Annotated in this window: 19 protein-coding genes; 9 read left to right on the top strand and 10 right to left on the bottom strand. The window is 70.4% G+C overall.

Going from position 1 to position 24,760, the window contains the following annotated elements; translation table 11 throughout:
• Positions 1-99 precede the first annotated feature (99 nt).
• The 3 genes from AC3IF3_RS14905 to AC3IF3_RS14895 form a co-directional block, all read right to left on the bottom strand.
• Entirely contained in the window at positions 100-3,441 is a 3,342-nt protein-coding gene (locus AC3IF3_RS14905; RefSeq protein WP_489229371.1) for an ATP-binding protein, read from the bottom strand.
• A 170-nt stretch (positions 3,442-3,611) separates the two neighbouring features.
• The gene (locus tag AC3IF3_RS14900; RefSeq protein WP_489229370.1) at positions 3,612-4,871 is read right to left on the bottom strand and encodes an O-antigen ligase family protein; all 1,260 of its coding nucleotides are present in this window, start codon (positions 4,869-4,871) and stop codon (positions 3,612-3,614) included.
• A 184-nt stretch (positions 4,872-5,055) separates the two neighbouring features.
• A complete protein-coding gene (locus tag AC3IF3_RS14895; RefSeq protein ID WP_243967809.1) occupies positions 5,056-6,069 on the bottom strand; it encodes a CobW family GTP-binding protein in 1,014 nt (337 codons plus the stop codon).
• A gap of 294 nt (positions 6,070-6,363) precedes the next feature.
• Here AC3IF3_RS14895 and AC3IF3_RS14890 point away from each other — a divergent pair, with 294 nt between their 5' ends.
• From AC3IF3_RS14890 to AC3IF3_RS14880, 3 genes are all read left to right on the top strand, one after another.
• Entirely contained in the window at positions 6,364-7,689 is a 1,326-nt protein-coding gene (locus AC3IF3_RS14890; RefSeq protein ID WP_489229369.1) for an efflux RND transporter periplasmic adaptor subunit, read from the top strand.
• A 16-nt stretch (positions 7,690-7,705) separates the two neighbouring features.
• Complete coding sequence (locus tag AC3IF3_RS14885) at positions 7,706-10,855, top strand: efflux RND transporter permease subunit (protein WP_489229368.1); 3,150 nt, start codon at positions 7,706-7,708, stop codon at positions 10,853-10,855.
• A 143-nt stretch (positions 10,856-10,998) separates the two neighbouring features.
• Positions 10,999-12,540 (top strand): efflux transporter outer membrane subunit, encoded by a 1,542-nt coding sequence (locus AC3IF3_RS14880; protein WP_489220343.1) that lies wholly within the window; start codon positions 10,999-11,001, stop codon positions 12,538-12,540.
• A gap of 7 nt (positions 12,541-12,547) precedes the next feature.
• Here the strand turns inward: AC3IF3_RS14880 and AC3IF3_RS14875 are convergent, their stop codons facing one another.
• The 4 genes from AC3IF3_RS14875 to AC3IF3_RS14860 form a co-directional block, all read right to left on the bottom strand.
• On the bottom strand, positions 12,548-13,339 hold the full coding sequence (locus tag AC3IF3_RS14875; RefSeq protein ID WP_243967814.1) for a flagellar hook basal-body protein: 792 nt from the start codon (positions 13,337-13,339) through the stop codon (positions 12,548-12,550).
• A 133-nt stretch (positions 13,340-13,472) separates the two neighbouring features.
• Positions 13,473-13,940 (bottom strand): secondary thiamine-phosphate synthase enzyme YjbQ, encoded by a 468-nt coding sequence (locus AC3IF3_RS14870; RefSeq protein ID WP_489229367.1) that lies wholly within the window; start codon positions 13,938-13,940, stop codon positions 13,473-13,475.
• Positions 13,937-15,826 carry a cisplatin damage response ATP-dependent DNA ligase gene (locus AC3IF3_RS14865; RefSeq protein WP_489229366.1) on the bottom strand — a complete coding sequence of 630 codons (1,890 nt, stop codon included), beginning with the start codon at positions 15,824-15,826 and terminating at the stop codon, positions 13,937-13,939. The genes AC3IF3_RS14870 and AC3IF3_RS14865 overlap by 4 nt, the downstream gene beginning before the upstream one ends.
• On the bottom strand, positions 15,823-16,881 hold the full coding sequence (locus tag AC3IF3_RS14860; protein WP_489229365.1) for a ligase-associated DNA damage response exonuclease: 1,059 nt from the start codon (positions 16,879-16,881) through the stop codon (positions 15,823-15,825). The genes AC3IF3_RS14865 and AC3IF3_RS14860 overlap by 4 nt, the downstream gene beginning before the upstream one ends.
• Positions 16,882-16,949: 68 nt before the next feature.
• On the opposite strand from AC3IF3_RS14860, the gene AC3IF3_RS14855 reads away from it, so the two are divergent.
• Both AC3IF3_RS14855 and AC3IF3_RS14850 read left to right on the top strand, forming a co-directional pair.
• The gene (locus AC3IF3_RS14855) at positions 16,950-17,897 is read left to right on the top strand and encodes a class I SAM-dependent DNA methyltransferase (protein ID WP_489229364.1); all 948 of its coding nucleotides are present in this window, start codon (positions 16,950-16,952) and stop codon (positions 17,895-17,897) included.
• Between the two features lie 68 nt (positions 17,898-17,965).
• The gene (locus AC3IF3_RS14850) at positions 17,966-18,760 is read left to right on the top strand and encodes a YoaK family protein (RefSeq protein ID WP_243966656.1); all 795 of its coding nucleotides are present in this window, start codon (positions 17,966-17,968) and stop codon (positions 18,758-18,760) included.
• An 8-nt stretch (positions 18,761-18,768) separates the two neighbouring features.
• On the opposite strand, the gene arfB is transcribed toward AC3IF3_RS14850, so the two are convergent.
• Together arfB and AC3IF3_RS14840 are read right to left on the bottom strand one after the other, a co-directional pair.
• The gene (arfB, locus tag AC3IF3_RS14845) at positions 18,769-19,200 is read right to left on the bottom strand and encodes an alternative ribosome rescue aminoacyl-tRNA hydrolase ArfB (protein WP_489229363.1); all 432 of its coding nucleotides are present in this window, start codon (positions 19,198-19,200) and stop codon (positions 18,769-18,771) included.
• 140 nt (positions 19,201-19,340) lie between these two features.
• Complete coding sequence (locus tag AC3IF3_RS14840) at positions 19,341-19,637, bottom strand: BolA family protein (protein WP_243966654.1); 297 nt, start codon at positions 19,635-19,637, stop codon at positions 19,341-19,343.
• Positions 19,638-19,746: 109 nt separating this feature from the next.
• On the opposite strand from AC3IF3_RS14840, the gene AC3IF3_RS14835 reads away from it, so the two are divergent.
• From AC3IF3_RS14835 to cobT, 4 genes are all read left to right on the top strand, one after another.
• Positions 19,747-20,376: a J domain-containing protein gene (locus AC3IF3_RS14835; protein WP_243966653.1), complete on the top strand. Its 630-nt coding sequence runs from the start codon at positions 19,747-19,749 to the stop codon at positions 20,374-20,376.
• Positions 20,377-20,584: 208 nt separating this feature from the next.
• On the top strand, positions 20,585-21,568 hold the full coding sequence (gene cobS / locus AC3IF3_RS14830; RefSeq protein WP_489216893.1) for a cobaltochelatase subunit CobS: 984 nt from the start codon (positions 20,585-20,587) through the stop codon (positions 21,566-21,568).
• Between the two features lie 17 nt (positions 21,569-21,585).
• Positions 21,586-22,080, top strand: a complete 495-nt coding sequence (locus AC3IF3_RS14825; protein WP_489229362.1) for a DUF29 domain-containing protein — start codon at positions 21,586-21,588, stop codon at positions 22,078-22,080.
• A gap of 6 nt (positions 22,081-22,086) precedes the next feature.
• Positions 22,087-23,994, top strand: coding sequence for a cobaltochelatase subunit CobT (gene cobT / locus AC3IF3_RS14820; RefSeq protein WP_489229361.1), 1,908 nt, complete (start codon positions 22,087-22,089; stop codon positions 23,992-23,994).
• A 218-nt stretch (positions 23,995-24,212) separates the two neighbouring features.
• Here cobT and rpmB read toward each other — a convergent pair whose 3' ends face one another.
• The gene (gene rpmB, locus AC3IF3_RS14815; RefSeq protein ID WP_243966648.1) at positions 24,213-24,515 is read right to left on the bottom strand and encodes a 50S ribosomal protein L28; all 303 of its coding nucleotides are present in this window, start codon (positions 24,513-24,515) and stop codon (positions 24,213-24,215) included.
• Between the last annotated feature and the right edge of the window lie 245 nt (positions 24,516-24,760).

The following is a 24,760-nucleotide window of genomic DNA, read 5'->3' as shown; positions in this document are numbered from 1 at the left end:
TTCAGTGCCTTATTGGCACCTGACGAGACTTCGACATTTCGATATCGTCGGTTACATCGATGCGATTGACTTCCATCGGCCGAAGATCCGGTCGCCGCCTCACGCGGCGCGCAGCTGCCGGATCGCCCGCAGGGCCGTCGCGCGCTGCACCTCCAGGCGGCGGATCAGCGGCATCAGGTCGGCCCCCGCATGGGCGGCGGCCTCGACCTCCCGGCACAGGCTCGACAGGCCGACGAAGCCCAGAAGCCCCGCCGCCGCCACCAGGGCGTGCGCGTCGTGGGCGATCTGGAGCCGGTCGGTCTCGCTCGGACGGAACCGCTCGGACAGCTCGTTGGCCAGGAGATCCAGCAGCGCACCGACCCGGTCCGTCCCGAAGCTCGCCTCCATCTCCGACAGAACCGCGGCGTCGAGGACGGCGGAATCCACCGGCGCGCTGCGCCGGGGCTCCTCCGGCCGCGCCGCACGGCGCGCCCCCGGCGCCGTCCAGCGGCTGATCGTGGCGAAGAGGTCGGCCCGGCGGAACGGCTTGCCGACGTAATCGTCCATCCCGGCCCCGCGCAGGTCCTCGATCTGGGTCGGCAGGACGTTGGCGGTCATGGCCACGATCGGGATGTCGCAGGCGGGGGGCGCGAGGGCGCGGATCCGCCGGGTCGCCGTGAGCCCGTCGACCCGGGGCATCTGGACGTCCATGAGCACGAGGTCGTAGGCGCGCCCGGCCGCGACCGCCGCGGCGACCGCCGTGATCGCCTCGGCTCCGTCCCCCGCCACGTCCACCGCGTAGCCCTGCGATTCGAGGACCGCGCAGGCGAGTTCCTGATTGAGCGGCACATCCTCGACCAGCAGGAGTCGCAGCGGCGTCGCCGAGCCCGCCGGCGCCGAGTCCGCCGGCGCAGAGTCCGCCGGCCGGAGAGCCGCCGCCCCGGTCTCGGCCCGCGCGCTCGGGGCATGGGCCGCCGCGGCCGCCCGCGGCAGGGTGAGCCGGAACCAGAAGGTCGACCCCGCGCCCTCGCGGCTCTCGACGCCGATCTCGCCGCCCATCAGCGTCACGAGGTGGCGGGAGATGGCCAGCCCCAGGCCGGTGCCGCCGAAGCGCCGGCTGATCGAGCCGTCGACCTGGCTGAAGCGCTTGAACAGGCGATCCTGCCGGTCCGGCGAGATGCCGATCCCGGTATCGGTCACGGCGAAGCGGATGACGTCGCCGGAGCTGCCGTCGGGGGCCGGGCCCGCGCCCTCCCGCTCCACGGTCACGGTGACGGAGCCCGCCGGCGTGAATTTCACGGCGTTGTTCAGCAGGTTGAGGAGCACCTGCCGCAGGCGGCCCGGATCGCCGATCACGCTGTCGGGCAGGCCCGGATCGATCCGGGCCTCGATCGCGAGGCCGCTCCGGATCGCGCTGCCGCGCACGATCGAGACCGCGGCGTCGACGGTGGAGATCAGCGAGAAGGCGACCGGATCGAGGGACAGCTCGCCGGCCTCGATCTTCGAGAAGTCGAGGATGTCGTTGACGACGGTGAGCAGGGCCGCGCCGGAACTCTGGATCAGCTCCAGGCGTCGCCGGTCCTCGTTCCGGATCGTCCCCTCGTCGAGGAGCAGGTCGGCATAGCCCAGGATGCCGTTGAGCGGCGTGCGGATCTCGTGGCTCATGGCGGCCAGGAACTCGCTCTTGGCCGCACTCGCCCGTTCCGCCTCCGCGCGGGCCGCCTCCGCGTCCCGGGTGGCCGCCCGCAGCGCGGCCTCGGCCGCCTTGCGCTCGGTGATGTCGAGGTGGAGGCCGACCATGCGCTGAGGCAGCCCCTCGGGCCCGAACAGCGTCCGCCCGCGCGCATAGAGCCAGCGCCGGCCCACCCGGAACTCGGCCGCGTAGGGCGTGGTGGTCTCCACCGCCCGCCGGACCTCGTTCCAGACGTTGCCGACATCCTCCGCATGCAGGAGCGCGGTCCATTCCGCGGCGGGCAGCACGTGCGGCGCGCCGGTCTCCGGGAGCCCGTGCATGCGCGCGCTCTCGGGGCTCAGGGTGGCGAGCCCGGTGCGCATGTCCCATTCCCAGGTGCCGGCCTCCGCGGCGTCCAGGGCGATCCCCAAAAGGCCCCGGGCCTCCTCGACGGCGAGCCGCGCCGTGACGATGTCGTCCACGTCGAGGGCGGTGCCGAGCCACTCCGCCACGGCGCCGTCGGTGGGATCGAGGCGGATCGGGATCAGCGAGAGCTTGTGCCAGCGGTAGACGCCGTCATGGCGCCGGATGCGCCACTGGCCGCCATAGCCCGCGCCGGTGGCGAGCGCCCAGTTCCAGGCCGCCTCCATGGCGGCGGCATCCTCGGGATGGTTGCGGGCGAGGCGTTCGGCCCGCTCCGGCCCGATCGGCCCGTAATAGGCCTGGAACTGCGCGTTGACGTAGGTCGCCTGCCCGTCGCCGACCCGCATGGTCCAGACCAGGAGCGGCAGCGTCTCGGCCAGGCCGCGGTAGCGCGATTCGCTGCGGCGGACCTCGTCCTCGGCGCGGCGCCGCTCGGTCACGTCGATGAGCACGCCGACCAAGCCGGCGGCGGCGCCGTCCCCCCGGTACTCCCCGCGCACGACCACGTCGCGGATCCCGCCATCGGGGCGCAGCAGCCGCGCCTCGAAGTCGAAGCGCGTCCGGCGCGCGATGGCGTCGGCTACGATCGCCGCGAGCCGATCCCGGTCCTCGGGATGGTAGACCTGCGCGAACACGTCGAGGCGCGGCGGCGGCGTCCCGGGATCGCGGCCGGCGATCTCGTAGAGGCTGGCCGACCAGACCGGCTGGCCCTCGGCCAGCTCGACCCGCCAGTTGCCGATGCTGGCGAGCTGCTCGGCCATGGTGAGCTGATGATTCGCCGCCTCCTGGGCGCGGGCCCGGGCGTTGATCTCGCGGTGCTGCTCGCGGATCACGGCCTCGCGGATCGCCGCCTGCGCGATCTCGTGGCCGCGGCGGGCGTTGGCCTCGGTGAGCCGGAGATGGGCGAGGACGATCTCGGCGAGGTCGCGCAGGGCCGCCGCCTCGTCGTCGGAGAAGCCGTCGCGGGGCTCCGGATCGATCAGGCAGAAGGTGCCGATCCGCAGGCCGGGCCGCAGGCTCAGGGGCAGGCCCGCGTAGAAGCGGAAGCCGTCCGGGGCGGCGACCCCCGGGAGGTCGCGGAAGCGCGGATCGGCCCGGGTGTCGGGCACGACCAGCAGGCCGTCGCCGCGGATCGTGTGGTCGCAGAGGCTGCCGGCGCGCGGGATCGCCCCCGGCACGTCGATGCAGGGGGTCTTGGGCCACAGGTCGGTGTCGTCGATGAAGGCCACCAGGGCGCTGCGCACCTTGAACAGGCGGCGGGCGGTGCGGCAGACGGCGTCGAAATGCGGCTCGGGCGCCGTGCCCAGGATCCCGAGCGCCCTGAGGGCCGCGACCCGATCGTCCTCGCTGTCCCGCTCTGTGTTCAACTGACCGTCTCCGGGTGCGCGGCACGGTGATCCGTTCGGCGGCCGACGAGCGATGCCGCGCCCGGGGCCGCGTTTCAAGCGCGCCGGGGCGCGGCGGACCGCGCGTGATCTTTTTCCGAAGGCCGGCGGCCGTCTTTCGGGGCGATGCTACAATCCTCGGCCCGGCCGCGTCATGTCTCCGAGGGACGACGAGCTCCCGGGACGAGGCGCCCGCCCGCGCGCAGCCGCGCCGCCTCCAGGGCCCAGACCATGCCGAGCATCATGTAGACATGGCGCCACTTCTCGATGTCGATCTGGAAGGCCTGGAGGAAGAACATCAGCAGCGCCGGCCACACGATCTGCGCGTGCGCCCGGTAGGGCGACGGCCGCACCAGGAGCCGGAATCCGACGACGCTGGTGGTCAGCACGAGGCCGATGAACACCGCGCCCCCGAGCCAGCCGCCATTGGCGAAGGAGCCGATGTAGGAATTGTGCGGCTCCAGCCCGAAGACCAGCCGCCAGTGCATCGGCCCCATCCCGAAGGGGCGTTCCAGGAGCATGGCGAGGCCGCGGATCTGATTGCCGAAGCGGCCGGTCTCGCCCTCGTCGTAGTCCTGGGTCAGGGATGCCCGGGTCTCGAACATCTTGTGGACGTGATCGACCGAGAGCAGGCCGATCACCGCCACGGTGCCGAGCACGATTGTCGCCAGGGTCAGGAGCACGATGCGGCGGCGCAGGCGGACCGACGTGCTGCCCGCGTAGACCGAGCCGACCATGAGCAGCACCGCGACCGCGCTCCCGCCCCAGGAGCCGCGGGAGAACGACAGGAAGATGCCGGCCACGATGATCAGCAGGCCGAGGAGCGAGACCAGCGGCCGTCGCGCCGCGCCGGTGAGCAGGCCGTGCATCAGGTAGAGGGCGCCCAGCGTCAGGAACGAGCCGAACACGTTCGGGTCCTGGAAGGTGCCGGACGCCCGGTCGTATTTGTAGAACAGGTCCTCGATGCCGAGCCATTGCAGGTAGCCGACGATGCCGAGCGCCGCCGAGAACACGCAGCTCGCCGTGTAGGCCTTCAGGGCCAGCTCCATCCGGGCCTGGGTGTCGTCGGCGAAGAACATCGCGAAGAAGATGCAGGTGATCGACAGGTAGATCAGCTGCACCGTCCAGGTGACCGGGAACTCCTCGTTCAGGTACGGGAGCAGGGCGGTGACGATCGCCGCCAGATAGAGGAGCAGGAGGCCGAGCAGCGGCAGCCCCCCCCGGTGCAACCGCACGCCGAGGCAGAGCCACAGCAGGATCGTGGGGATCGCCACCGCGTCGTAGGGTGAAGTCTCCGAGAAGGCGAAGCAGGCGAAGAAGATGAAGGCCGCAAACAGCGCCTTCGCCAGCCCCTCCACGACCACGATGAGCGGGATACCGGGCGCGGTTCCGGCGGCTGCGCTGTGGGCCATGATACGCGGGCTCCGCGGGCCGGTGACGCAGGCCCGCAGCCGCAAAAGTGACAGTCAATCGTTGAGAATCGGCTTCGTGGGCGGGAACGGGCGTGTTGGCGTTTGCGCGCATGAGATTTCGGAGCCGCCGGGCACCCCCTCCCCCCTCTGCGGGGGAGGGAAACACACAGCGCCTCTCAGGCCCTCACACCCGGCAGTCCTCGAACCCCGCCTTGATCGCCGCCGGATCGAGGTTGCGGCCGATGAACACCACGCGGGACACCCGCGGCTCGTCCGGTCGCCAGTCGCCCTGCACGTCCCCGTCGAGGATCATGTGGACGCCCTGGAAGACGAAGCGCTTCGGCTCGTCCGGGAAGGCCACGATCCCCTTGCAGCGCAGGATGTCCGGGCCCTGGACCTGGGTCAGGTTCGAGATCCAGGGCATGAATTTTTCCGGGTCGACCGCGCCCTCGATCCGCGCCGAGATCGAGCGGATGTCGGAATCGTGGTGGTGGTGGTGCCCCTCCTCCAGGAAGTCGGGCTCCACCTCGAGGATCCGGTCGAGGTCGAAGGCGTTGCGCTCCAGCACGGCCTCGAGCGGCACCGCGCAGTTCTGGGTGCGATGGAGCTTGGCCAGCGGGTTGATGGTGCGGATCTCGGCCTCGACCCGGTCGAGGTCCGCCGGGGCCACGAGATCGCTCTTATTGAGCAGGATCACGTCCGCGAAGGCGATCTGGTTGCGGGCCTCCGGGGCGTCCTTCAGGCGGTCGGAGAGCCACTTGGCATCCGCCACCGTCACCACGGCGTCGAGCCGGGCGGCCTCGCCCACGTCCTGATCGACGAAGAAGGTCTGGGCCACCGGCGCCGGGTCGGCGAGACCCGTGGTCTCGACGATGATCGCGTCGAACTTGCCCCGGCGCTTCACCAGCCCGTCCATGATCCGGATCAGGTCGCCGCGCACCGTGCAGCAGACGCAGCCGTTGTTCATCTCGAACACTTCCTCGTCCGCGCCGACGACGAGGTCGTTGTCGATGCCGATCTCGCCGAACTCGTTGACGATCACGGCGTAGCGCTTGCCGTGATTCTCGGTGAGGATCCGGTTCAGCAGCGTGGTCTTGCCCGCGCCGAGATAACCGGTGAGCACGGTGACCGGGATCTTGCCGGCGGGGGATCCGGCGGGGGATCCGGACTTGGCGGAAGCGGGGCTCGTGTCGGACATGGCGGCTTCTTCGACGGGGTGATGGGAGCGGGCGGGGCGGTTCGCCGGGAACCGTTGTCATATTGTAACAAATCCCGTCAAAGGAAGACGGTGTCACACGGTTTCGCGACCGGTGCCGCCAATCGATTGCACGCCGGACAAGCTTTGCTCTAGGCAGGCTGGGCCGCTGGGGAACACCCGCGCGGTTCGCCACAGAAAAGCACCAGCGGTCGCATTGATGTGAGTGGCGTTCCGGCGCGAATCGTACCCGTCTCAGCCAGCCCGGTCACTTCGTCCGGACGCAGAAGAACAGCCATGGACGCCCGAAACCCGCTGGAACAGGACGAGACCACCCTGGCACCGCCGCGCAATCGCCGGTGGTCGAGGCCCCTCGTCGTCGTCGCGCTCCTGATGGTCGCGGGCGCCCTCGCCTTCGCCTTCCCGGATCGGGCCCGCGAGGCCGGCTCCGGCCTCCTCGCCTCGGTGACCGGCCTGTTCGGCGCCTCGGGCAACGCCGATCCGGGCATCGACGCGGTGAAGGCCGGCCCGGTGGAGCGGGTGTTCCGACCCTCCAAGGAGCAGCGCGCCGCCTTCGAGATCCTGCCGGTGGCCACCCAGATGTTCCGCCCGGAGGGCTCCGCCGAGGGCCGCATCGCCCTCAACGACGACGACAACGTGCCGGTGGTTTCGCCCTATGCGGGCCGGGTGACCAAGGTGCTGGTCCGGGCGGGCGACGACGTGAAGGCCGGCGACGTCCTCCTGACCCTGGAGGCCACCGACATGGTCCAGGCGCAGAATGACTATCAGGCGGCGCTCAACACGCTCCAGAAGCAGCAGGCGCTCCTGAAGCTCGACCAGACCATCGCGTCGCGCCAGCAGGAGCTGTTCCAGGCCCACGCCACGGCCCTGAAGGACTACCAGTCGGCCCAAAACGACGTGATCGCCGCCCAGAGCGACCTGAAGACCGCGGAGGCTTCCCTCGACGCGGTGCGGAACCGCCTGCGGCTCCTGGGCAAGACCGCCGCCGAGATCGCCGCCTACGAGAAGAACGGCACGATGAGCCCGGAGACGCAGATCCGGGCGCCGATCGCCGGCACGATCGTCCAGCGCAAGGTCGGCATCGGGCAGTACCTCTCGGCCTCCAGCGACCCGGTCTTCGTGATCGGCGACCTGTCGACGGTCTGGCTGGTCGCCAACGTCCGCGAGAGCGAGATCCCCAAGATCCGGAACGGCCAGGAGGTCGAGGCCAAGGTGGCGGGTTTCGGCACGCGGGTGTTCAAGGCCCGGGTGAACTACATGGCCTCCAGCCTCGACCCGGCGACCCGGCGGCTGGCGGTGCGCAGCGAGGTCGACAACCCGGACCGGGTGCTGCGTCCGGAGATGTTCGCCACCTTCACGATCATCACCGGCAAGGGCGAGCCGAGCCCGAGCGTGCCGGTCGCCGCGATCGTCTACGAGGGCGACCGGACCCATGTCTGGGTGGCCCGGCCGGACGGCGCCGTCGAGGCCCGCGACGTCAAGCTCGGGCTGATCAACGGCGACAGCGCCCAGGTGGTCGACGGGTTGCGGCCGGGCGAGCAGATCGTGACCCGCGGCGCCCTGTTCATCGACCGGGCGGCCACCGGCGACAAGGCGTCGTGAGCGAGGATCCGGCCCGATGAACGCCCTGATCGCCTTCTCGCTCCGGCAGCGCGTGCTGGTGGTGCTGCTGTTCGTCATGATGCTGGGCATCGGCTACGGCGCCTACACGCAGCTGAACATCGAGGCCTATCCCGACCCGGTGCCGCCGCTGGTCGACGTGATCACCCAGAATCCGGGCCAGTCCGCCGACGAGATCGAGCGCTACATCACCATCCCGCTGGAGGTGGCGCTGGCCGGCATCCCGAACGCCCAGGTGGTGCGCACCATCTCGCTGTTCGGCCTGTCCGACGTGAAGGTCCAGTTCAACTACGAGTACACGTACGAGGAGGCGCTGCAGCGGGTGCTCAACCGCCTGTCGCAGGCTCCGACCCTGCCCAACGGCGCGACGCCGCAGATCTCGCCGACGAGCCCGGTGGGCGAGATCATGCGCTACAAGCTCGTGGGCCCGGCGGGCTACTCGCCGATGGACATGAAGACCCTGCAGGACTGGGTGCTCCAGCGCCGGTTCAAGGCGATCCCCGGCGTGGTCGACGTCACCGCCTTCGGCGGCAAGGCCAAGGAATACGAAGTCGCCGTCGACCTGAACCGCCTGCAGGCGCAGGGGCTGACTTTGGTCCAGCTGACCACCGCGCTCAACAACGCCTCGATCAACGTCGGCGGCCAGACGCTGAATGTCGGGCAGCAATCGGCGGTGGTGCGCGGCATCGGCCTGATCCGCGACATGGACGACATCAAGGACACGATGATCAGCCTCGTCAACGGCACGCCGGTGCTGGTGCGGGACGTGGCCGAGGTGCGCGTGTCGAACGCGCCGCGGCTCGGCATCGTCGGCCATGATGACCAGCGCGACGTGGTCGAGGGCATCGTGCTCATGACCCGCGGCGGCAAGAGCCTGCCGACGCTGGAGCGGGTCGAGGCCGAGATCGACAAGATCAACAGCTCCACGGTCCTGCCGCCGGACGTGAAGATCGAGCGGATCTACGACCGCTCGGGCCTGATCCACACCACCACCCACACGGTGATGCACAACCTCGTCTTCGGCGTGGTGCTGGTCTTCGTGGTGCAGTGGCTGTTCCTGGGTTCGCTCACCAGTGCGATCATCGTGGCGGCCACGATCCCGTTCGCGCTGGGCTTCGCGATCCTGATCCTGGTGGTGCGCGGCGATTCGGCGAACCTCCTGTCGCTCGGCGCGATCGATTTCGGCCTGATCGTCGACGCGACGGTCATCATGGTCGAGAACGTGTTCCGCCACCTCGCCGAGCCCGAGCACGTCAAGGGCGAGGCGCCGCCCGCAGGCCTGACCGGGCGGCTCGGCACCATCGCGGTCGCGGGCCGCGAGGTGAACCGGGCGATCTTCTTCTCGGCCACGATCATCATCGTCGGCTTCCTGCCGCTCTTCACCATGACGGGCGTCGAGGGCCACATCTTCGGGCCGATGGCCAAGACCTACGCCTACGCGCTGATCGGCGGCCTGCTGGCGACCTTCACGGTCTCGCCCGCCCTCGCCGCGCTGATCCTGCCCCGCAAGCTCGAGGAGCGCGACACCCTGATCGTGCGGCTCACGCGCTTCGGCCACGAGCGGATCCTGGCCTTCGGCCTGAAGAACCGGGTCCTGACGCTCGCGGTGATGCTGGCGATCCTGCTCGTCTCGGGGCTGGTGGCGCGCAATCTCGGCCTGGAATTCCTCCCCCGCCTCGAGGAGGGCAACCTCTACGTGCGCGGCACCATGCCGTCCTCGATCTCGCTGGAGGCCGGCAACGCCTACGTCCAGCGCATGCGCAAGATCTTCCAGGAGGTCCCGGAGGTCACCACCGTCCTGTCGCACCAGGGCCGCCCGAACGACGGCACCGACGCCACCGGCTTCTTCAACGTCGAGATCCTGGCGCCGCTCAAGCCGATCGACCAGTGGCGCAAGGGGCTCGAAAAGGAGACCCTCATCCAGGATCTGAGCAAGAGGCTGGAAGACGAATTCCCGGGTATCGAGTTCAACTTCTCACAATATATCGAGGACAACGTCCAAGAAGCGGCCTCGGGGGTGAAGGGCGAGAACTCGGTCAAGGTCTACGGCAACGACCTCGTCCAGCTCACCAAGACCGCCAACGCCGTGAAGGCCGCGCTGGCCTCGGTACCGGGCATCACCGACCTCTCGGTGTTCGAATCCCTCGGCCAGCCGACGGTGCGGATCGACGTCGACCGGCACAAGGCCGCCCGCTACGGCCTGTCGATCGGCGACGTGAACACCACGATCCAGGCGGCGATCGGCGGCCAGACCGCGGGCGACCTCTACGAGTACGGCTCGGACCGCCACTTCCCCATGCGGGTGCGGCTCGCCAAGGAGTACCGCTCGTCGCTCGCCGGCATCCGCAACATCGCGGTGGGCGCGCAGAATCCCAATGGCGGCGTGATCCAGGTACCGCTCTCGGAGATCGCCGATGTCGATCTCGTCTCCGGCGCCTCGTTCATCTACCGCGAGGATCAGGAGCGCTACATCCCGGTGAAGTTCTCGGTGCGCGGCCGCGACCTCGGCAGCACGGTGATCGAGGCCCAGCGCAAGGTCGCCGAGGCGGTGGACCTGCCGCCGGGCTACCGTCTGGAATGGGTCGGGCAGTTCACGAACCTCAAGGAGGCGGCGGCCCGGCTCAGCCTCGTGGTGCCGGTGACCCTGCTGCTGATCGCGCTGCTCCTGTACATCAACTTCTCCTCGGTGGCCGACATGCTGCTGACGCTGTCGGTGATCCCGATGGCGATGATCGGCGGTATCTTCGCCCTGTCCCTGACCGGCACGCCGTTCTCGATCTCGGCGGCGATCGGCTTCATCGCCCTGTTCGGCATCTCGACCATGGAGGGCGTGATCCTGCTGGCCTATTACAACCAGCTCCTCGAGGAGGGCTGGAAGCCCCAGGAGGCGGTCTGGCACGCGGCGGTGGTGCGCATGCGCCCGGTGATGATGACCTGCGTGGCCGCCTGCGTCGGCCTGCTCCCGGCCGCGATCTCCACCGGCATCGGCTCGCAGGTGCAGAAGCCGCTGGCGCTGGTGGTGGTCGGCGGCATCATCCTGGCGCCGAACCTGATCCTGGTGGTCATGCCGGTGCTGATCTCCCTGTTCTCCCGGCGCAGGCCGAATCTCGCGGCGCGGGCCCCGACCGAGCATCGGGCCGCCGCGTGAGCCGCCTCACGACCCGGCGGACCGGCCGGCAGCACGTTGCAGGTGGGCCACAACCTGCGCCCCGCGCACGCCATCTGGGGACGGCCGCATTGACTTGGCTGCGTGCCGCGCCGCTCTACCAGGGTATGGTCTTCGGGGGCGGAATGGTGAGCTGTGCGCCGATTCGGTGCGGACGGGCGGTCGCCGTGCTGGCCGCGACCGTGTCGCTGTCCCTGTCGGCCTGCGCGGTCGGGCCGAACTACGTGCCGCCCGAGGATCCGCCGGTCGGCCGCTACACCAAGGAGCCGCTGAAGAACCCTTCGGCCGCCGACAAGGTCCGCACCCGGCAGGGCGGCTCGGCGGATCAGAGCTTCGTCTCGGGCGCGGACATTCCCGGCTCCTGGTGGACCCTGTTCCACTCCGCGGCGCTGAACCGCCTGGTCGAGCAGGCGCTCGCCAACAATCCGAACCTCGAAGCCGCGCAGGCCTCGCTCCGGATCGCGCAGCAGAACGTGCTGGCCCAGAAGGGCACGCTCTATCCGAGCCTAACCGCGAACCCGCAGATCCAGGGCATCCTCGCCCCCGGCCTCGATCTGCAATCGCCGCTCAACAACCAGGCCCAGTACCTCTACAGCCTCTCCACCCCGCAGGCGGTGGTCTCGTACAATCCGGACGTGTTCGGCGGGAACCGCCGGCAGATCGAGTCCCTGGAGGCCACCACCGAGAACCAGCGCTTCCAGCTGGAGGCGGCCTATCTCAGCCTCACCGGCAACGTGGTGGCGGCCGCCATCCAGGAGGCGTCCCTGCGGGCGCAGATCGAGGCGACGCGCAAGGTCATCCAGGCGCAGACCGAGATCCTGCAGCTCTACAACAAGCAGCTGTCGCTCGGGCAGATCGCGGGCGCCGACGTGGTCCAGCAACAGGCCGCGCTGGCCCTGTCGCAGCAGCTGCTGCCGCCGCTGGAGAAGGCTCTGGCGCAGCAGCGCAACCTGCTCACCGCGCTCGCCGGCCGCCTGCCCTCCGACGAGGTCAGCGAGACCTTCGTGCTCTCGGCCCTGCGGCTGCCGACCCGCCTGCCGGTGAGCCTGCCCTCGCGCCTCGTGCAGCAGCGTCCGGACGTGAAGGCCGCCGAGGCCCTGGTCCAGCAGGCCAGCGCCAGCGTCGGCGTCGCCGTGGCCAACCGCCTGCCGCAGTTCAACCTGACGGCGACCGGCGGGTCGAGCTCCACGCGGATCGCGCAGGTGACCAACCCGGGTGCCGCGTTCTTCACGATCATCGGGCAGGCCACGGCGCCGATCTTCGATGCGGGCACCCTGTTCCGGCGCCAGCGGGCGGCGGAGGAAGGGCTCACCCAGGCGCAGGCGCAGTACAAGGCGACCGTGCTCGGCGCCTTCCAGAACGTCGCCGACGCCCTGCGGGCGCTGCAGGCCGACGCCAGGGCGGTGGCGGCGGCCGACGCGGCGGTGAGCGCGACCAACCAGAGCCTCGGGCTGATCCGCAAGCAATACACCGCGGGCGCGGTCACCTCCTCGCAGGTGCTGATCGCCCAGCAGGGCTACCTCTCGGCGCTGATCACCTCGGCGAGCGCGCGGGCCACGCAATACGCCGACACCGCGGCCCTGTTCGTGGCGCTCGGCGGCGGCTGGTGGAACCGTGTGGACGTGGCGCCGCCCCCGCCCGAGACGGACCCGCTCAAGATCCTGTGACGCCGCCTCAGGCGTACATCGCGATGGCGTCCTGCAGCATCTGGTCGGCGGTGCTCATGACCTTGGTGTTGGCCGTGTAGGCCTGCTGCGTCTCGATCATCTTCGAGAACTGGTCCGAGATGCTGGAATTCGACTGCTCGACCGAGCCGGCCGTCAGGGTCGCGCCGTTGAGGCCGTAGCTCGGCGTCCCGGACTGGCCGTTGGCCACGTAGGTTCCGCCGTCCAGGGAGGTCAGGTTGTCCTGCGTGCCGAACTGCGCGAGCGTCAGCGCACCGAGGGGCACGGTGCTGCCGTCCGCGGCGGTGCCGGAGAGGGTGCCGGCGGGGGAGACGGCGAGGCTCGACAGGGTGTTGGCCCCGGTGGGCACGGTGACCGGCGCCGTCGCCGAGGCCCCGGCGAACAGGTAGTAGCCCGCGCCGTTGACGAGGTAGCCGTTGGCATCCGGCGTGAAGTCGCCGCGCCTTGTGTAGGCTGTCTGGCCGGTGAAGCTCGGGCTCTGGTCCGTGCCGGAATTCGCCCGGACGATGAAGTAGCCGTTGCCCGAGATGCCGAGATTGGTCGAGACGCCGGTGGATTGCAGCGTGCCCTGGATGCCGAGGGTGTCGCGGGTGTTGCTCGACACGCCGCCGGCCGGCTGCATCCCGCCCTCGGTCTGCGCGAGCATGTCGGCGAAGCGCGTCTCGGTGGTCTTGAACCCCGCCGTCTGGGTGTTGGCGATGTTGCCCGAGATGTTGTTCAGCGCGAAGGACTGGGCCGACGCACCGGAAATCGAGTTCGAGAGCGCGTCGAAAAGGCTCATCGGGGTCTCCCTGCGCCAGACCGGCATACCCACCGGTCTCACGGACGCCCATCAGCACACGACATGGTTAACCGCCGGTGTGTGACCCGGTGTTGCCGATGCGCGTGGGCGCAATGCGACGCGCCGGCCGGCGTCACGCGCCGATCACGGTGAGCACGATCTCCCTCCGGTGCGGCCGGTCGCGATGCTCGATCAGATAGATCCCCTGCCACGTGCCGAGCGCCAGCCGCCCGTCGACCAGGGGGATGCTCAGGGCGGAATCCGTGATCAGGGTGCGGATATGGGCCGGCATGTCGTCCGGCCCCTCGGCACCGTGGACGTAGCCGGCTTGCCGCGGGGCCAACCCGTCCAGGGCGGTCATCAGGTCGGTCTGGACGTCGGGGTCGGCGTTCTCCTGGATGGTCAGCGAGGCCGAGGTGTGCCGGCAGAACACAGTCACCAGCCCGTTCCGGATTCCGCTGCCGCGCACGAAGTCGGCGACCGCCGCGGTGAAGTCCGTGAATCCCGGCCCCGGGGTCGCGATGGTGAGGCGCCCGCTGGCGTGGCGCTCCACCGCGCCGGCGGCCAGCGGCTCCACCGGCCCGATCCTGCCCTGTCTCATGCGGTCGTCTCCCTCAGCGTCGCGCCCGGCGCGATCTCGCGCTCTCCCCGAGCGAGGATCCGCTCCAGCACGTCGATCCGGTCGGCCTCCGCGGGGGGCTTGTCCCAGCGGATTCGGCTGACCCGGGGGAAGCGCATCGCCACGCCCGACTTGTGCCGGGTCGAGCGCTGCACGCCCTCGAAGGCGATCTCCAGGACGAGGCCGGAATCCCGTCCATGCGCGACCTCGCGGACCGGGCCGAAGCGCTTGGTCGTGTTGTTGCGGACGTAACGGTCGAGCTTGGCGAGTTCCGCGTCCGTGAAGCCGTGATAGGCCTTGCCGACCGGCACCAGTTCGTCCCCGCCCTCCGGGGCCTCCCGCCAGACCCCGAACGTGTAGTCCGAGTAGAAGGACGAGCGCTTCCCGTGGCCGCGCTGGGCGTACATCATCACCGCGTCGACCACGTGCGGTTCGCGCTTCCACTTCCACCACGGCCCCTTGGGACGGCCCGGGAGATAGGGGCTGGTGCGGCGCTTGAGCATGATGCCCTCGATGGCGTCCGCATCGGCGCCGGCGCCCACCGCGGCCGGGTCGGCCCGGGCGGCGGCCAGCGCCTCCCAATCCGCGAAGGGCACCAGGGGCGAGATGTCGATCCGCGCATGGTCGAGGCGGGTGACCAGGGCTTCGAGCGCCGCCCGCCGGTCCGCGAAGGGTTCCGCCCGCAGGTCGTCGCCGTCGAGGGTCAGGAGGTCGTAGGCGCGGACATGGGCGGGGAACTCCTCCAGGAGCTTGCCCGTCACGGCCTTCCGGTTCAGGCGCTGCTGGAGCACGTTGAAGCTCTGCACCCGCCGCTCGCGCAGGATCAGCAATTCCCCATCCAACGTCCCCGTGAAGGTGATCGCCTCGGCCAGATCCGGAAACGCCCCGGTGATGTCCTCGCCGGTGCGGGAATAGACCTTCCCGACCTGGGCGCCCGCCCGGTCGCGGCCGCCGACCAGCTGGACGCGGATGCCGTCCCATTTCCACTCGGCCGAGAACGCCTCCGGCTCCAGCTTCTCCAGATCCGCCTCCTCCTCGATCGGGTGGGACAGCATCGGCGGCCGGAACGGGGCCGGGTTCAGGGTCTCGGGCCGCGCGGCCCGGCCCTCCACCCAGGCGAACAGAGTCTCGAACGGCGGCGTCAGCCCGTGCCAGACCTCCTCCACGGCATCGGCGTCGTGGCCGCCCAGCGCGCCGACCGCATTCTTGGCGAGCCGCGCCGAGACGCCGACGCGGAGATTGCCGGTGACGAGCTTCAGGAGCGCCCAGCGCCCGGTCTCGTCGAGGGCGTCGAGCCAGTCGGCGAGGTGCCCCGGCAGATCCTTTTTCGGAATGGTCGCCAGGGTCTCCACGACCTCGGCCAGGGTCGGGACGTGCGGCGGCGGGTTGTTGTGGCCGATCCCGGCGCGCGCATCCCCTCCCCCCTCTGCGGGGGCGGGTGGCCCCCGAAGGGGGTCGGGTGAGGGGAGCGACGGTGCAAGAGAGGGCTCGGCTTTGACGAAGGCATCCACCCCATCCTGAAGCCGGGTTCCCCTCTCCCGACCCTCGCTGACGCGAGGGCCACCCTCCCCCGCAGAGGGGGGAGGGAGATCGCGCGGTGTCGGCCAGATCAGCGCCGTGGTCTCGGCGAGATCGCCCACGTAATTGTGCGACAGCCGGAACAGCACCGGGTCGATCCGCGCCTCCACCAGCCCGCGGATCAGGGCGGGCTTGGCCTCGCGAAAGCTCAGCGTGCCGGTCATGGCGCCCAGCGCGTAGCCGCGCTCCGGGTCGGGCGTGCGCGAAAAATAATCCTGCAGCATGCGCAGCTTGGCATTGCGCCTCGGCTCGTAGGCGAGGCGGTCGAGGAGATGGGCGAAGTCGTTCACGCGGCCACCTCCGGCTCGGGACCGGTCTCCGCGGGGCCGGGCTCGGCCTCGCCGTCGTCGCCATAGCCCAGCAGATGCAGCGGCTTCGCCCGGATGCCTTGCGTCCCGCACCAATGGACCAGGGCGTCCTCCTGGCCGTGCGTCACCCAGACCTCCCCGGCGCCGGTGTCGCGGATGGTGCGGCACAGGTCAGGCCAGTCGGAGTGATCGGAGATCACCAGCGGCAGCTCGACGCCCTTCTGGCGGGCGCGGGCGCGCACCCGCATCCAGCCCGAGGCGAAGCAGGTCACCGGGTCGGGGAATTTCCGCGACCACAGGTCCTGGATCGACGAGGGCGGGCAGATCACGATCGCCCCGTGCAGATCCTTGCGCTCGGCCGCCGCCACCTTCGGCGTGTCGCCGAGCGGCACGCCCTCGTCCTTGTAGAGAGCGGTGAGCTTCTCCATCGCCCCGTGCAGATGGATCGGCCGGTCCCAGCCCTCCTCGCGCAGCAGCGCCATCACCCGTTGCGCCTTGCCGAGCGCGTAGGCGCCGACGATGTGGGCCCGCTCCGGGAACAGGGCCACCGACGCGAGGAGCTTGCGGACCTCGCCGCGGGTGTCGGGATGGGTGAAGACCGGCAGGCCGAAGGTCGCCTCGGTGATGAACACGTCGCAGGGCACCACCTCGAAGGGCAGGCAGGTCGGGTCCGGCGCCCGCTTGTAGTCGCCCGAGACCACCACCCGGGCGCCCTCGTGCTCGATGGCGATCTGCGCCGAGCCGAGGACGTGGCCCGCGGGGGCGAAGCGCACGGTGACGTCGCCGATGCGGATCGCTTCCCCGAGCCGGGCCTCCTGGCGCTGCGCGCAGAAATCCGCCCCGTAGCGCACCGCCATGATCCGCAGGGTCTCGGGCGTCGCCAGCACGTGGCGGTGGCCGGACCGGGCGTGGTCGGCATGGCCGTGGGTGATCAGCGCGCGCTCCATCGGCCAGGTCGGATCGACGTGGAAGCGCCCGAGCGGGCAGTAGAGACCCTCGCGGGTCAGGGTCAGGAGATCGCTGGCGCGTATCGGCATCGGGTCCGTGCTGCCGGTGGAATCCGCCGGTGGCCCCGGTATATAGGCGCCCCCGATCCGGCAGACGCATGGCCTCGCAGCACAGTTCCGGCGACCTCCTCGCCGACCGCCGCTATCGTTACGCGGAAGCCTGCCTGGCCGAGGGCGACCATGAAGCCGCGGCGGACCTCGCCGGGCAGGCCCTGGAGCGCGCGCCACGCTACGCGCCGGCCTGGCTGCTGCTCGGCCGAGCCCGGGAGGGGTTGTCGGTGTCGCGCGGCGATCCGGACCTGCGGGACGCGGCGGCCCGGGCCTATGCCTGCGCCCTCGACATCGACCCGGACGACACGCTCGGCGTGCGGGCGCAGCTCGTCCGCCTGGGGGTCGGCGACGGCCTGCCGGCCCTCTCCCCCGCCTATGTCAGGGCGCTGTTCGACGGCTACGCGCCGCGCTTCGAGCGCCATCTGGTCGAGGGCCTGGGCTATGTCGGCCCCGAACTGGTCCGGGCCGCGCTCCCGCCGGACCCGGCGCAGTTCGCGACAGCGCTCGACCTCGGCTGCGGCACCGGCCTGATGGGCGCGGCGATCCGCGACCGGGTCGACCATCTCACCGGCATCGATCTGTCCCCCGGGATGCTGGCCCTGGCGCGGGCCAAGGCGTGGCAGGGCCGGCTGCTCTACGACCGTCTCGCCGAGGGCGAGCTCGGCGCGTTCCTGGCCGGACAGGCGGACGGGTCGGCCGATCTCTGCCTCGCCGCGGACGTGCTGATCTACGTTCCGGACCTCGGTCCCGTCCTGGCGGGGATCGGCCGCGTCCTGCGGCCGGGGGGCCTCGCCGCCTTCACGGTGCAGTCCCACGACGCGGCGGGGGCTGCGCTGGGCGCGGACGGGCGCTACGCCCACGCGGATTCGCATATCGCGGCGGCCGCCGCCGCGGCCGGCCTGGAGATCCTGACCCTGCAATCCGCCGATGTCCGCCGGGAGGGTGGCGCGCCGGTGCCGGGGCGCGTCGTTGTGTTGCGCCGCACCGCGGCATGAAACCGCTGCGCTATACGTCCATTGTCAGTCGGTCGCGGCGGACGCGGTCGCTGCATCGGGGGATCAGCATGGCGGAGTACGGCAATCGGACCGGAGGAGGCGTGTCGGAGCGCAAGCCCGAACCGCCGGCGGACAAGTCCTTCCCCGCCGATCCGCGCAGCCGCATCGCCTTCGCCATTGCGCTGGCCCTGCTGGCGGGCTGCGCGGATTCCATCGGCTTCCTGGAATTCTCGCAGCTGTTCATGTCGTTCATGTCGGGCAACACCACGCGCTTCGGCGTGGCGGTGGCGAACGGCGACTGGGAGAACGTCACCCGGGTCGCCAGCACCATCAGCCTGTTCTGCTTCGGCGCCTTCCTGGGGACGCTGATCGCCGCCTGGGTCGGGCGCTGGCGCCTGGCGGTGCTGCTGACGCTCCAGGCGCTGCTGCTCGCCGGCGGGCTGCTGATGCCCTGGGGCACCTTCGCTTATCCGCTGCACGCCTATCCGATCGTGCTGGCGCTGGGGCTCCAGAACGCGACGCTCCAGGACGAGGGCGGCCGCTCCCTGGCCCTGACCTACGTCACCGGCGCCGTGGTGCGTTTCGGCACCGGCTGCGCCAACCTCCTGCTCGGCACGGTGGCGCCCTCGTTCTGGATCCAGGCGCCGCTCTGGGCCGGGCTCAGCACCGGCGCGGTGATCGGCGGCCTCCTCGACATCCGCTACGGCGAATCGGCCTTCCTGTTTCCGGCCGCCCTCGCGGCGCTCCTGGCCCTGATCGCCATCGCGATGACGATCGCCCGGCCGGGCAGCACCCTGGTGGCGGGCTCGTCCCCGGCGCCCGACGCGAACCCGAAGGCCGCGGTGATCGACGCGATCCACTGAGGGCGTTCTCAGCTGTCGGAATCCCGGTAGCTGCCCCGCCCCTGCTTGATCGTGGCGCGGCTCTTCTTGGCGACGATCCGCCGTTCCTTCGACCCCTTGGTGGGCTTCGTCGGGCGGCGGATCGGGGGCGGCGGCTTGGCCGCCTCCGCCACCAGATCGACGAGGCGCTGCAGGATGTCGGCCCGGTTGCGCTCCTGCGTCCGGTGCCGCTGCCCGGTGAGCACGAGGACGCCGTCCTTGGTCATCCGCCGCCCGGCGAGCCGCACGAGGTTCGCCTTCACGCGCTCGTCCACGGAGGGCGAGCCGAGGATCGACCAGCGGAGCTGGACCGCGGTCTCGACCTTGTTGACGTTCTGGCCGCCCGCCCCCGAGGCGCGCAGGAACGACAGCTCGATCTCGTCGTCGCCGATGGCGATGCGCGGGGTCACCCTCAGGGACATGTCGGCCTCCGGGCGCGGTTAGCCCGCAGATGGGGCGGCGCGGACCCGCGCGCCGCGGGAATGCGTGCCGGGGCCAGCATCGCCATGTCTCCTCCCGAAAGCCGCGTGGCCATCGGGAACGAGGCCGGACGCGCCCGGGTTCAGGCCGCCTCGTCCGGCGTGCGCGCGCGCAGGGCCAGGGCGTGGAGGCCGCGCTTGAACGCATCGTCCATCAGCGCGTTCACCAGCCGGTGCCGTTCGACGCGGCTCTTGCCCGCGAAGGCCGACGCGACGATGTCGAGCCGGTAGTGGGTCTCGCCCCCCGGCCGTGCCCCGGAATGGCCGGCATGCAGATGCGACTCGTCGATGACGTCGAGCCGCGCCGGCGCGAGCTGCTCGCGCAGCCGTGCCTCCATCCAATCCCGCAGGGTTCCCCCGCCGCCCGCACCGTCAGCCATCGCACCCTCGCGTCGTGTTCAGGAGATTCCGTCAAGCCCGATCCCGCGCATGCGTCATCAGGCCCGATGCCCTTGTGTCTCAGGTCCACCCCCTCATAATCGGCCCGTCATGGATCTCAACTCGCGCCTGTTCGACAGCATCCGGATCAAACCGTCCTGCGACGAGCCGAAGGCCGCGGCCGCGGCCGAGGCGACGTGCGAGAGCCCGGGCTGCACGCAGCCGGGCCCGCATCGGGCGCCGAAGGGTCGAAAGGCGGAGGGCCAGTACTGGCGCTTCTGCATCGACCACGTCCGCGCCTACAACGCCAGCTACAACTATTTCGACGGCATGAACGACGCCGCCGTGCAGGCCTATCAGAAGGACGCGATCATCGGTCATCGCCCGACCTGGGCGATGGGGGTGAACCCGGCCGGCCAGGGCAAGCCGGCCGAGGAGCCGACCCGGGATTGGGCCTATGTCGATCCGCTCGGTATCCTGCGCGGTGCGGGCGTCGACGACGGACGCCGCCGCGCCCGCCAGCCCGAGCCGGAAAAGCCCCGCCGCACCGCCACGGTACGCCGGGCCCTGGACGTGATGGGCCTCGAAGAGGGGGCGGACGCCCCTGCCATCAAGGCGCAGTACAAGGCGCTGGTGAAGCGATTCCACCCCGACGCGAATGGCGGCGACCGCTCGTTCGAGGAGCGGCTGCGCGACATCATCCGCGCCCACGACGTGCTGCGCACCGCCGGCCTCTGCTGAACGGCACGAAGGATGCACGCCGGTTCGACCCCAGGATGGGGAAACCGCGCGACACGGCCCTATATGGAGGCCATGCCGGTCGGTGGCGCCTCGGCGCGTCGCCGTCTAAGGATGGCTCCGCCCCGCCGCGGAGGCCCGGCTCGACGTTCTTCCGCGCGGATGCGCCACCGGTTCAGGGTGGCGTCGTCCGCGCCTCACGAGGTTCCGAATGCTCTCTGACGACACGCCCGCCCGGCTCCCCGACCGCACCGTCTCCGTCCGCGAGGTCTTCGGCATCGACCTCGACCTCAAGGTCCCGGCCTATGCCGAGTCCGGGGAGCACGTTCCCGATCTCGATCCGGACTACATCTTCGATCGGGAGACGACGCTGGCCATCCTGGCCGGCTTCGCGCGCAACCGGCGCGTGATGGTCACCGGCTACCACGGCACCGGCAAATCGACCCATATCGAGCAGGTGGCGGCCCGGCTGAACTGGCCCTGCATCCGCATCAACCTGGACAGCCACGTCTCGCGCATCGACCTCGTCGGCAAGGACGCCATCGTCCTGCAGGACGGCAAGCAGGTGACCGCCTTCCAGGACGGGATCCTGCCCTGGGCGCTGCAGAACAACGTCGCCCTGGTGTTCGACGAGTACGATGCCGGCCGCCCGGACGTGATGTTCGTGATCCAGCGCGTGCTGGAACTGTCGGGCCGGCTGACGCTGCTCGACCAGAAGCGCGTGATCCGCCCGCACCCGGCCTTCCGGTTGTTCGCCACCGCCAACACGGTGGGGCTGGGCGACACGTCGGGCCTCTATCACGGCACCCAGCAGATCAACCAGGGCCAGATGGACCGCTGGTCGATCGTCACCACGCTGAATTACCTGCCGCACGACCGCGAGGTCGACATCGTGCTGTCGAAGGCGGTGCATTACCGGGGCGACCAGGGCCGCGACATCGTCAACCGCATGGTGCGGGTGGCGGACCTGACCCGCAACGCGTTCATGAACGGCGACCTCTCGACCGTGATGAGCCCGCGCACGGTGATCACCTGGGCCGAGAACGCCGACATCTTCAAGGATGTCGGCTTCGCCTTCCGGGTGACGTTCCTGAACAAGTGCGACGAGCTGGAGCGGACCTTGGTGGCCGAGTTCTACCAGCGCGCCTTCGGCAAGGAGCTGCCCGAGAGCGCGGTGAACGTCGCCCTGAGCTGAACCGCATGGAGGACGCGATGGCGCATCCGGCCCTGACACGCGAGGACGCTCCAGCGGCTTCGTATACCGAGGGGCGGACGCGCTACGCGGACGACCTCTACACCTGGGTTCAGGAGCAGGTGGCGCTGCTCCGCGCCGGCCGGATGGACGCGCTCGACCTCGAGAACATCGCCGAGGAGCTGAGCGACGTGGGCCTGAGCGAGTGTTACCGGCTCCAGAGTGCGGTCGAGATCATCATCCTGCACATGCTGACGTGGGACCATCAGCCGGAACGACGAAGCCGCAGCTGGGCGCTCAGCATCGCCGAACATCGAGAGCAGGCTCTGATTCGACTGCAGAAGAGCCCGGGCCTGAAGTCGAGCCTCGATGAGATCCGCCACAATGCGTTCCGGCTCGGTCGCCTCGGAGCAGCCCGGCAGATGAAACGCGCACCCAAATCCCTGCCCGCGGAGTGTCCCTACACCTGGGACGAGATCCTGAACCGCCCCTTCGACTTCGACGACGACCGGTAGCCGCGCATGTCCATCTCCAACCGCAAGCCCGGCGAGCGCCGCGAACCCGTGGCCGAGCCCCTCAAGCGCTCGGTGGCCGGATGCCTGCGCGCCATCGCCCGGCGCTCCGAGGTCGAGGTCACCTACGCCACCGACCGGCCGGCGCTCACCGGCGACAAGGCCCGCCTGCCCGAGCCGCCCCGGAAACTCTCGGCGCAGGATGTCGCGGTGCTCCGCGGCAACGCCGACGCCATGGCTCTGCGCCTCGGCTGCCATGACATCACCCTGCACCGGCGCTTCGCCCCGGAGAACGCGGCCGCCCGGGCGGTCTACGACGCGGTGGAGCAGGCCCGGGTCGAGGCGATCGGCTCGCGCCGGATGGCGGGTGTCGCCAGCAATATCACTGCGATGCTGGAGGACCGCTACCACCGCGGCGGCAAGTACGAGAGCATCACGGATCGGGCCGATGCCCCGATGGAGGACGCGGTCGCCCTGATGGTGCGCGAGCGCCTGACCGGACAGAAGCCGCCCCAGGCGGCCGACAAGATCGTCGCGCTCTGGCGCGAGCATATCGAGGCCAAGGCCGGCCCGAACCTCGACGGGCTGCTCGGCTCGATCGAAGACCAGCGCAAGTTCGCCCGCTCGGTCCGCGACCTGCTCACCTCGCTGGACATGTCGGACGAGACGCCGTTCGACGCCGAGGACGACGAGAACGACGACGAGAACGACGCCCAGGACGACGAGCAGAACCCGAGCGAGGGTGATTCGGAGGAGAAGAGCCAGGGCGAGCGCGCCGAGATCGAGACCTCCGAGGAGGCCTCCGACGAGATCGAGGAGGGCGCCCAGGAATCGGCCGACGCGCCCTCGGGCGAGTTGCCCGAGGAATCCGAGGACGCCGAATCCGAGGAGGCCTCCGAGGCGTCGCGGCCGCCGCAGCGCCAGGGCAACGAGGCGCGCGGGCCCGAATACCGGGTGTTCAACCCCCGGTTCGACGAGGTCATCCACGCCGAGGAACTCTGCGACGCCGACGAACTGTCACGCCTGCGCGCCTATCTCGACAAGCAGCTCTCGCATCTGCAGGGCGTGGTCGGCCGCCTGGCCAACCGGTTGCAGCGCCGGCTCCTGGCCCAGCAGAACCGCGCCTGGGATTTCGACCTGGAGGAGGGTCAGCTCGACCCGGCGCGGCTCGTCCGCGTGGTGATCGATCCCTACCAGCCGCTCTCCTTCAAGCAGGAGAAGGACACCAACTTTCGCGACACGGTCGTCACCCTGCTCCTGGACAATTCCGGCTCGATGCGCGGCCGGCCGATCACCGTGGCGGCGACCTGCGCCGACATCCTGGCGCGGACCCTGGAGCGCTGCGGCGTCAAGGTCGAGATTCTCGGCTTCACCACCCGGGCCTGGAAGGGCGGCCAGAGCCGCGAGGCGTGGCTGGCCGCCGGCAAGCCGCCGAACCCGGGCCGCCTGAACGACCTGCGCCACATCGTCTACAAGTCGGCCGACGCCCCCTGGCGGCGCGCGCGAAAAAACCTCGGTCTGATGATGCGCGAGGGGCTGCTCAAGGAGAACATCGACGGCGAGGCCCTCGACTGGGCGCACAAGCGCCTGCTCGGCCGGCCGGAGCAGCGCAAGATCCTGATGGTGATTTCCGACGGCGCGCCGGTGGACGATTCGACCCTGTCGGTGAACGCCGGCAACTACCTGGAGCGGCACCTGCGCTGGATGATCGAGGAGATCGAGACCCGCTCGCCGGTGGAACTGCTGGCGATCGGCATCGGCCACGACGTGACGCGCTACTACCGCCGTGCCGTCACGATCATCGACGCCGAGGAGCTGGGCGGGGCGATGACCGAGAAGCTGGCCGAGCTGTTCGAGGAGGATGGATCGCCCACGCCCACCGGTCGGGCGCTGCGCGCGGCCGGCGGCCGGCGTTAGGAGCGGGGTTCCCGAAGGGCTCAGCCCTTCGGCGGGGTTCGGGGGCGGAGCCCCTGATCTTCGCAGGGCCCTGCCCTGGACCCACAACAGGTTTCAGACCTTTTGAGACCCTGACTTGTCCAGACTCGATCCCGTCCGGGCATGCGCAAACCGCCGCAGCCTGAATGGCTGCGGCGGTTTGCTTCGTCGGATGACGGTCGCGTGGAAGCGCCCGAGGCTCAGGCCGCCTCGGCCGGGGTCTCGGCGAGCTTCTTGTGAAGCTCGCGCTTCAGGAGGCGGGCGGTCTGCGACAGGTCGCCCTCGCCGGCCTTGATCAGGAAGGCGTCGAGCCCGCCGCGATGCTCCACCGAGCGCAGGGCGTGCGCGGTGACCCGCAGGCGCACGCGCTTGCCGAGCGCGTCGGACTGCAGGGTGACATTGCACAGGTTCGGCAGGAACCGGCACTTGGTCTTGTGGTTCGAGTGGCTCACGAGGTGGCCGACCTGAACGGCCTTGCCGGTGAGTTCGCAGCGGCGCGCCATGATGACTTTAGATCCCGTCTCGTTCCGCCCGATGAGACCCGATCGCGGCCGGCGCGATCGTCGTCGCAGCGGGCGGCGCCCATTGCGTGTTCCAGGTCCAGCGGAGTCCTGTTGAAGGCGCGAGCCTATAGGCGACGGAAGGGCGATGCGTCAAGGGAGCGGCGCCGAGACGGGCCGCATCCGCGATCCAACGGTCTGTTAACCACGATGCCGGGATATAGCCTTCATCCGCTCGCAGAAAGGCG

Source organism: Methylobacterium sp. J-118 (assembly GCF_057836565.1).
This window is presented reverse-complemented; position numbering and strand designations above follow the sequence as displayed.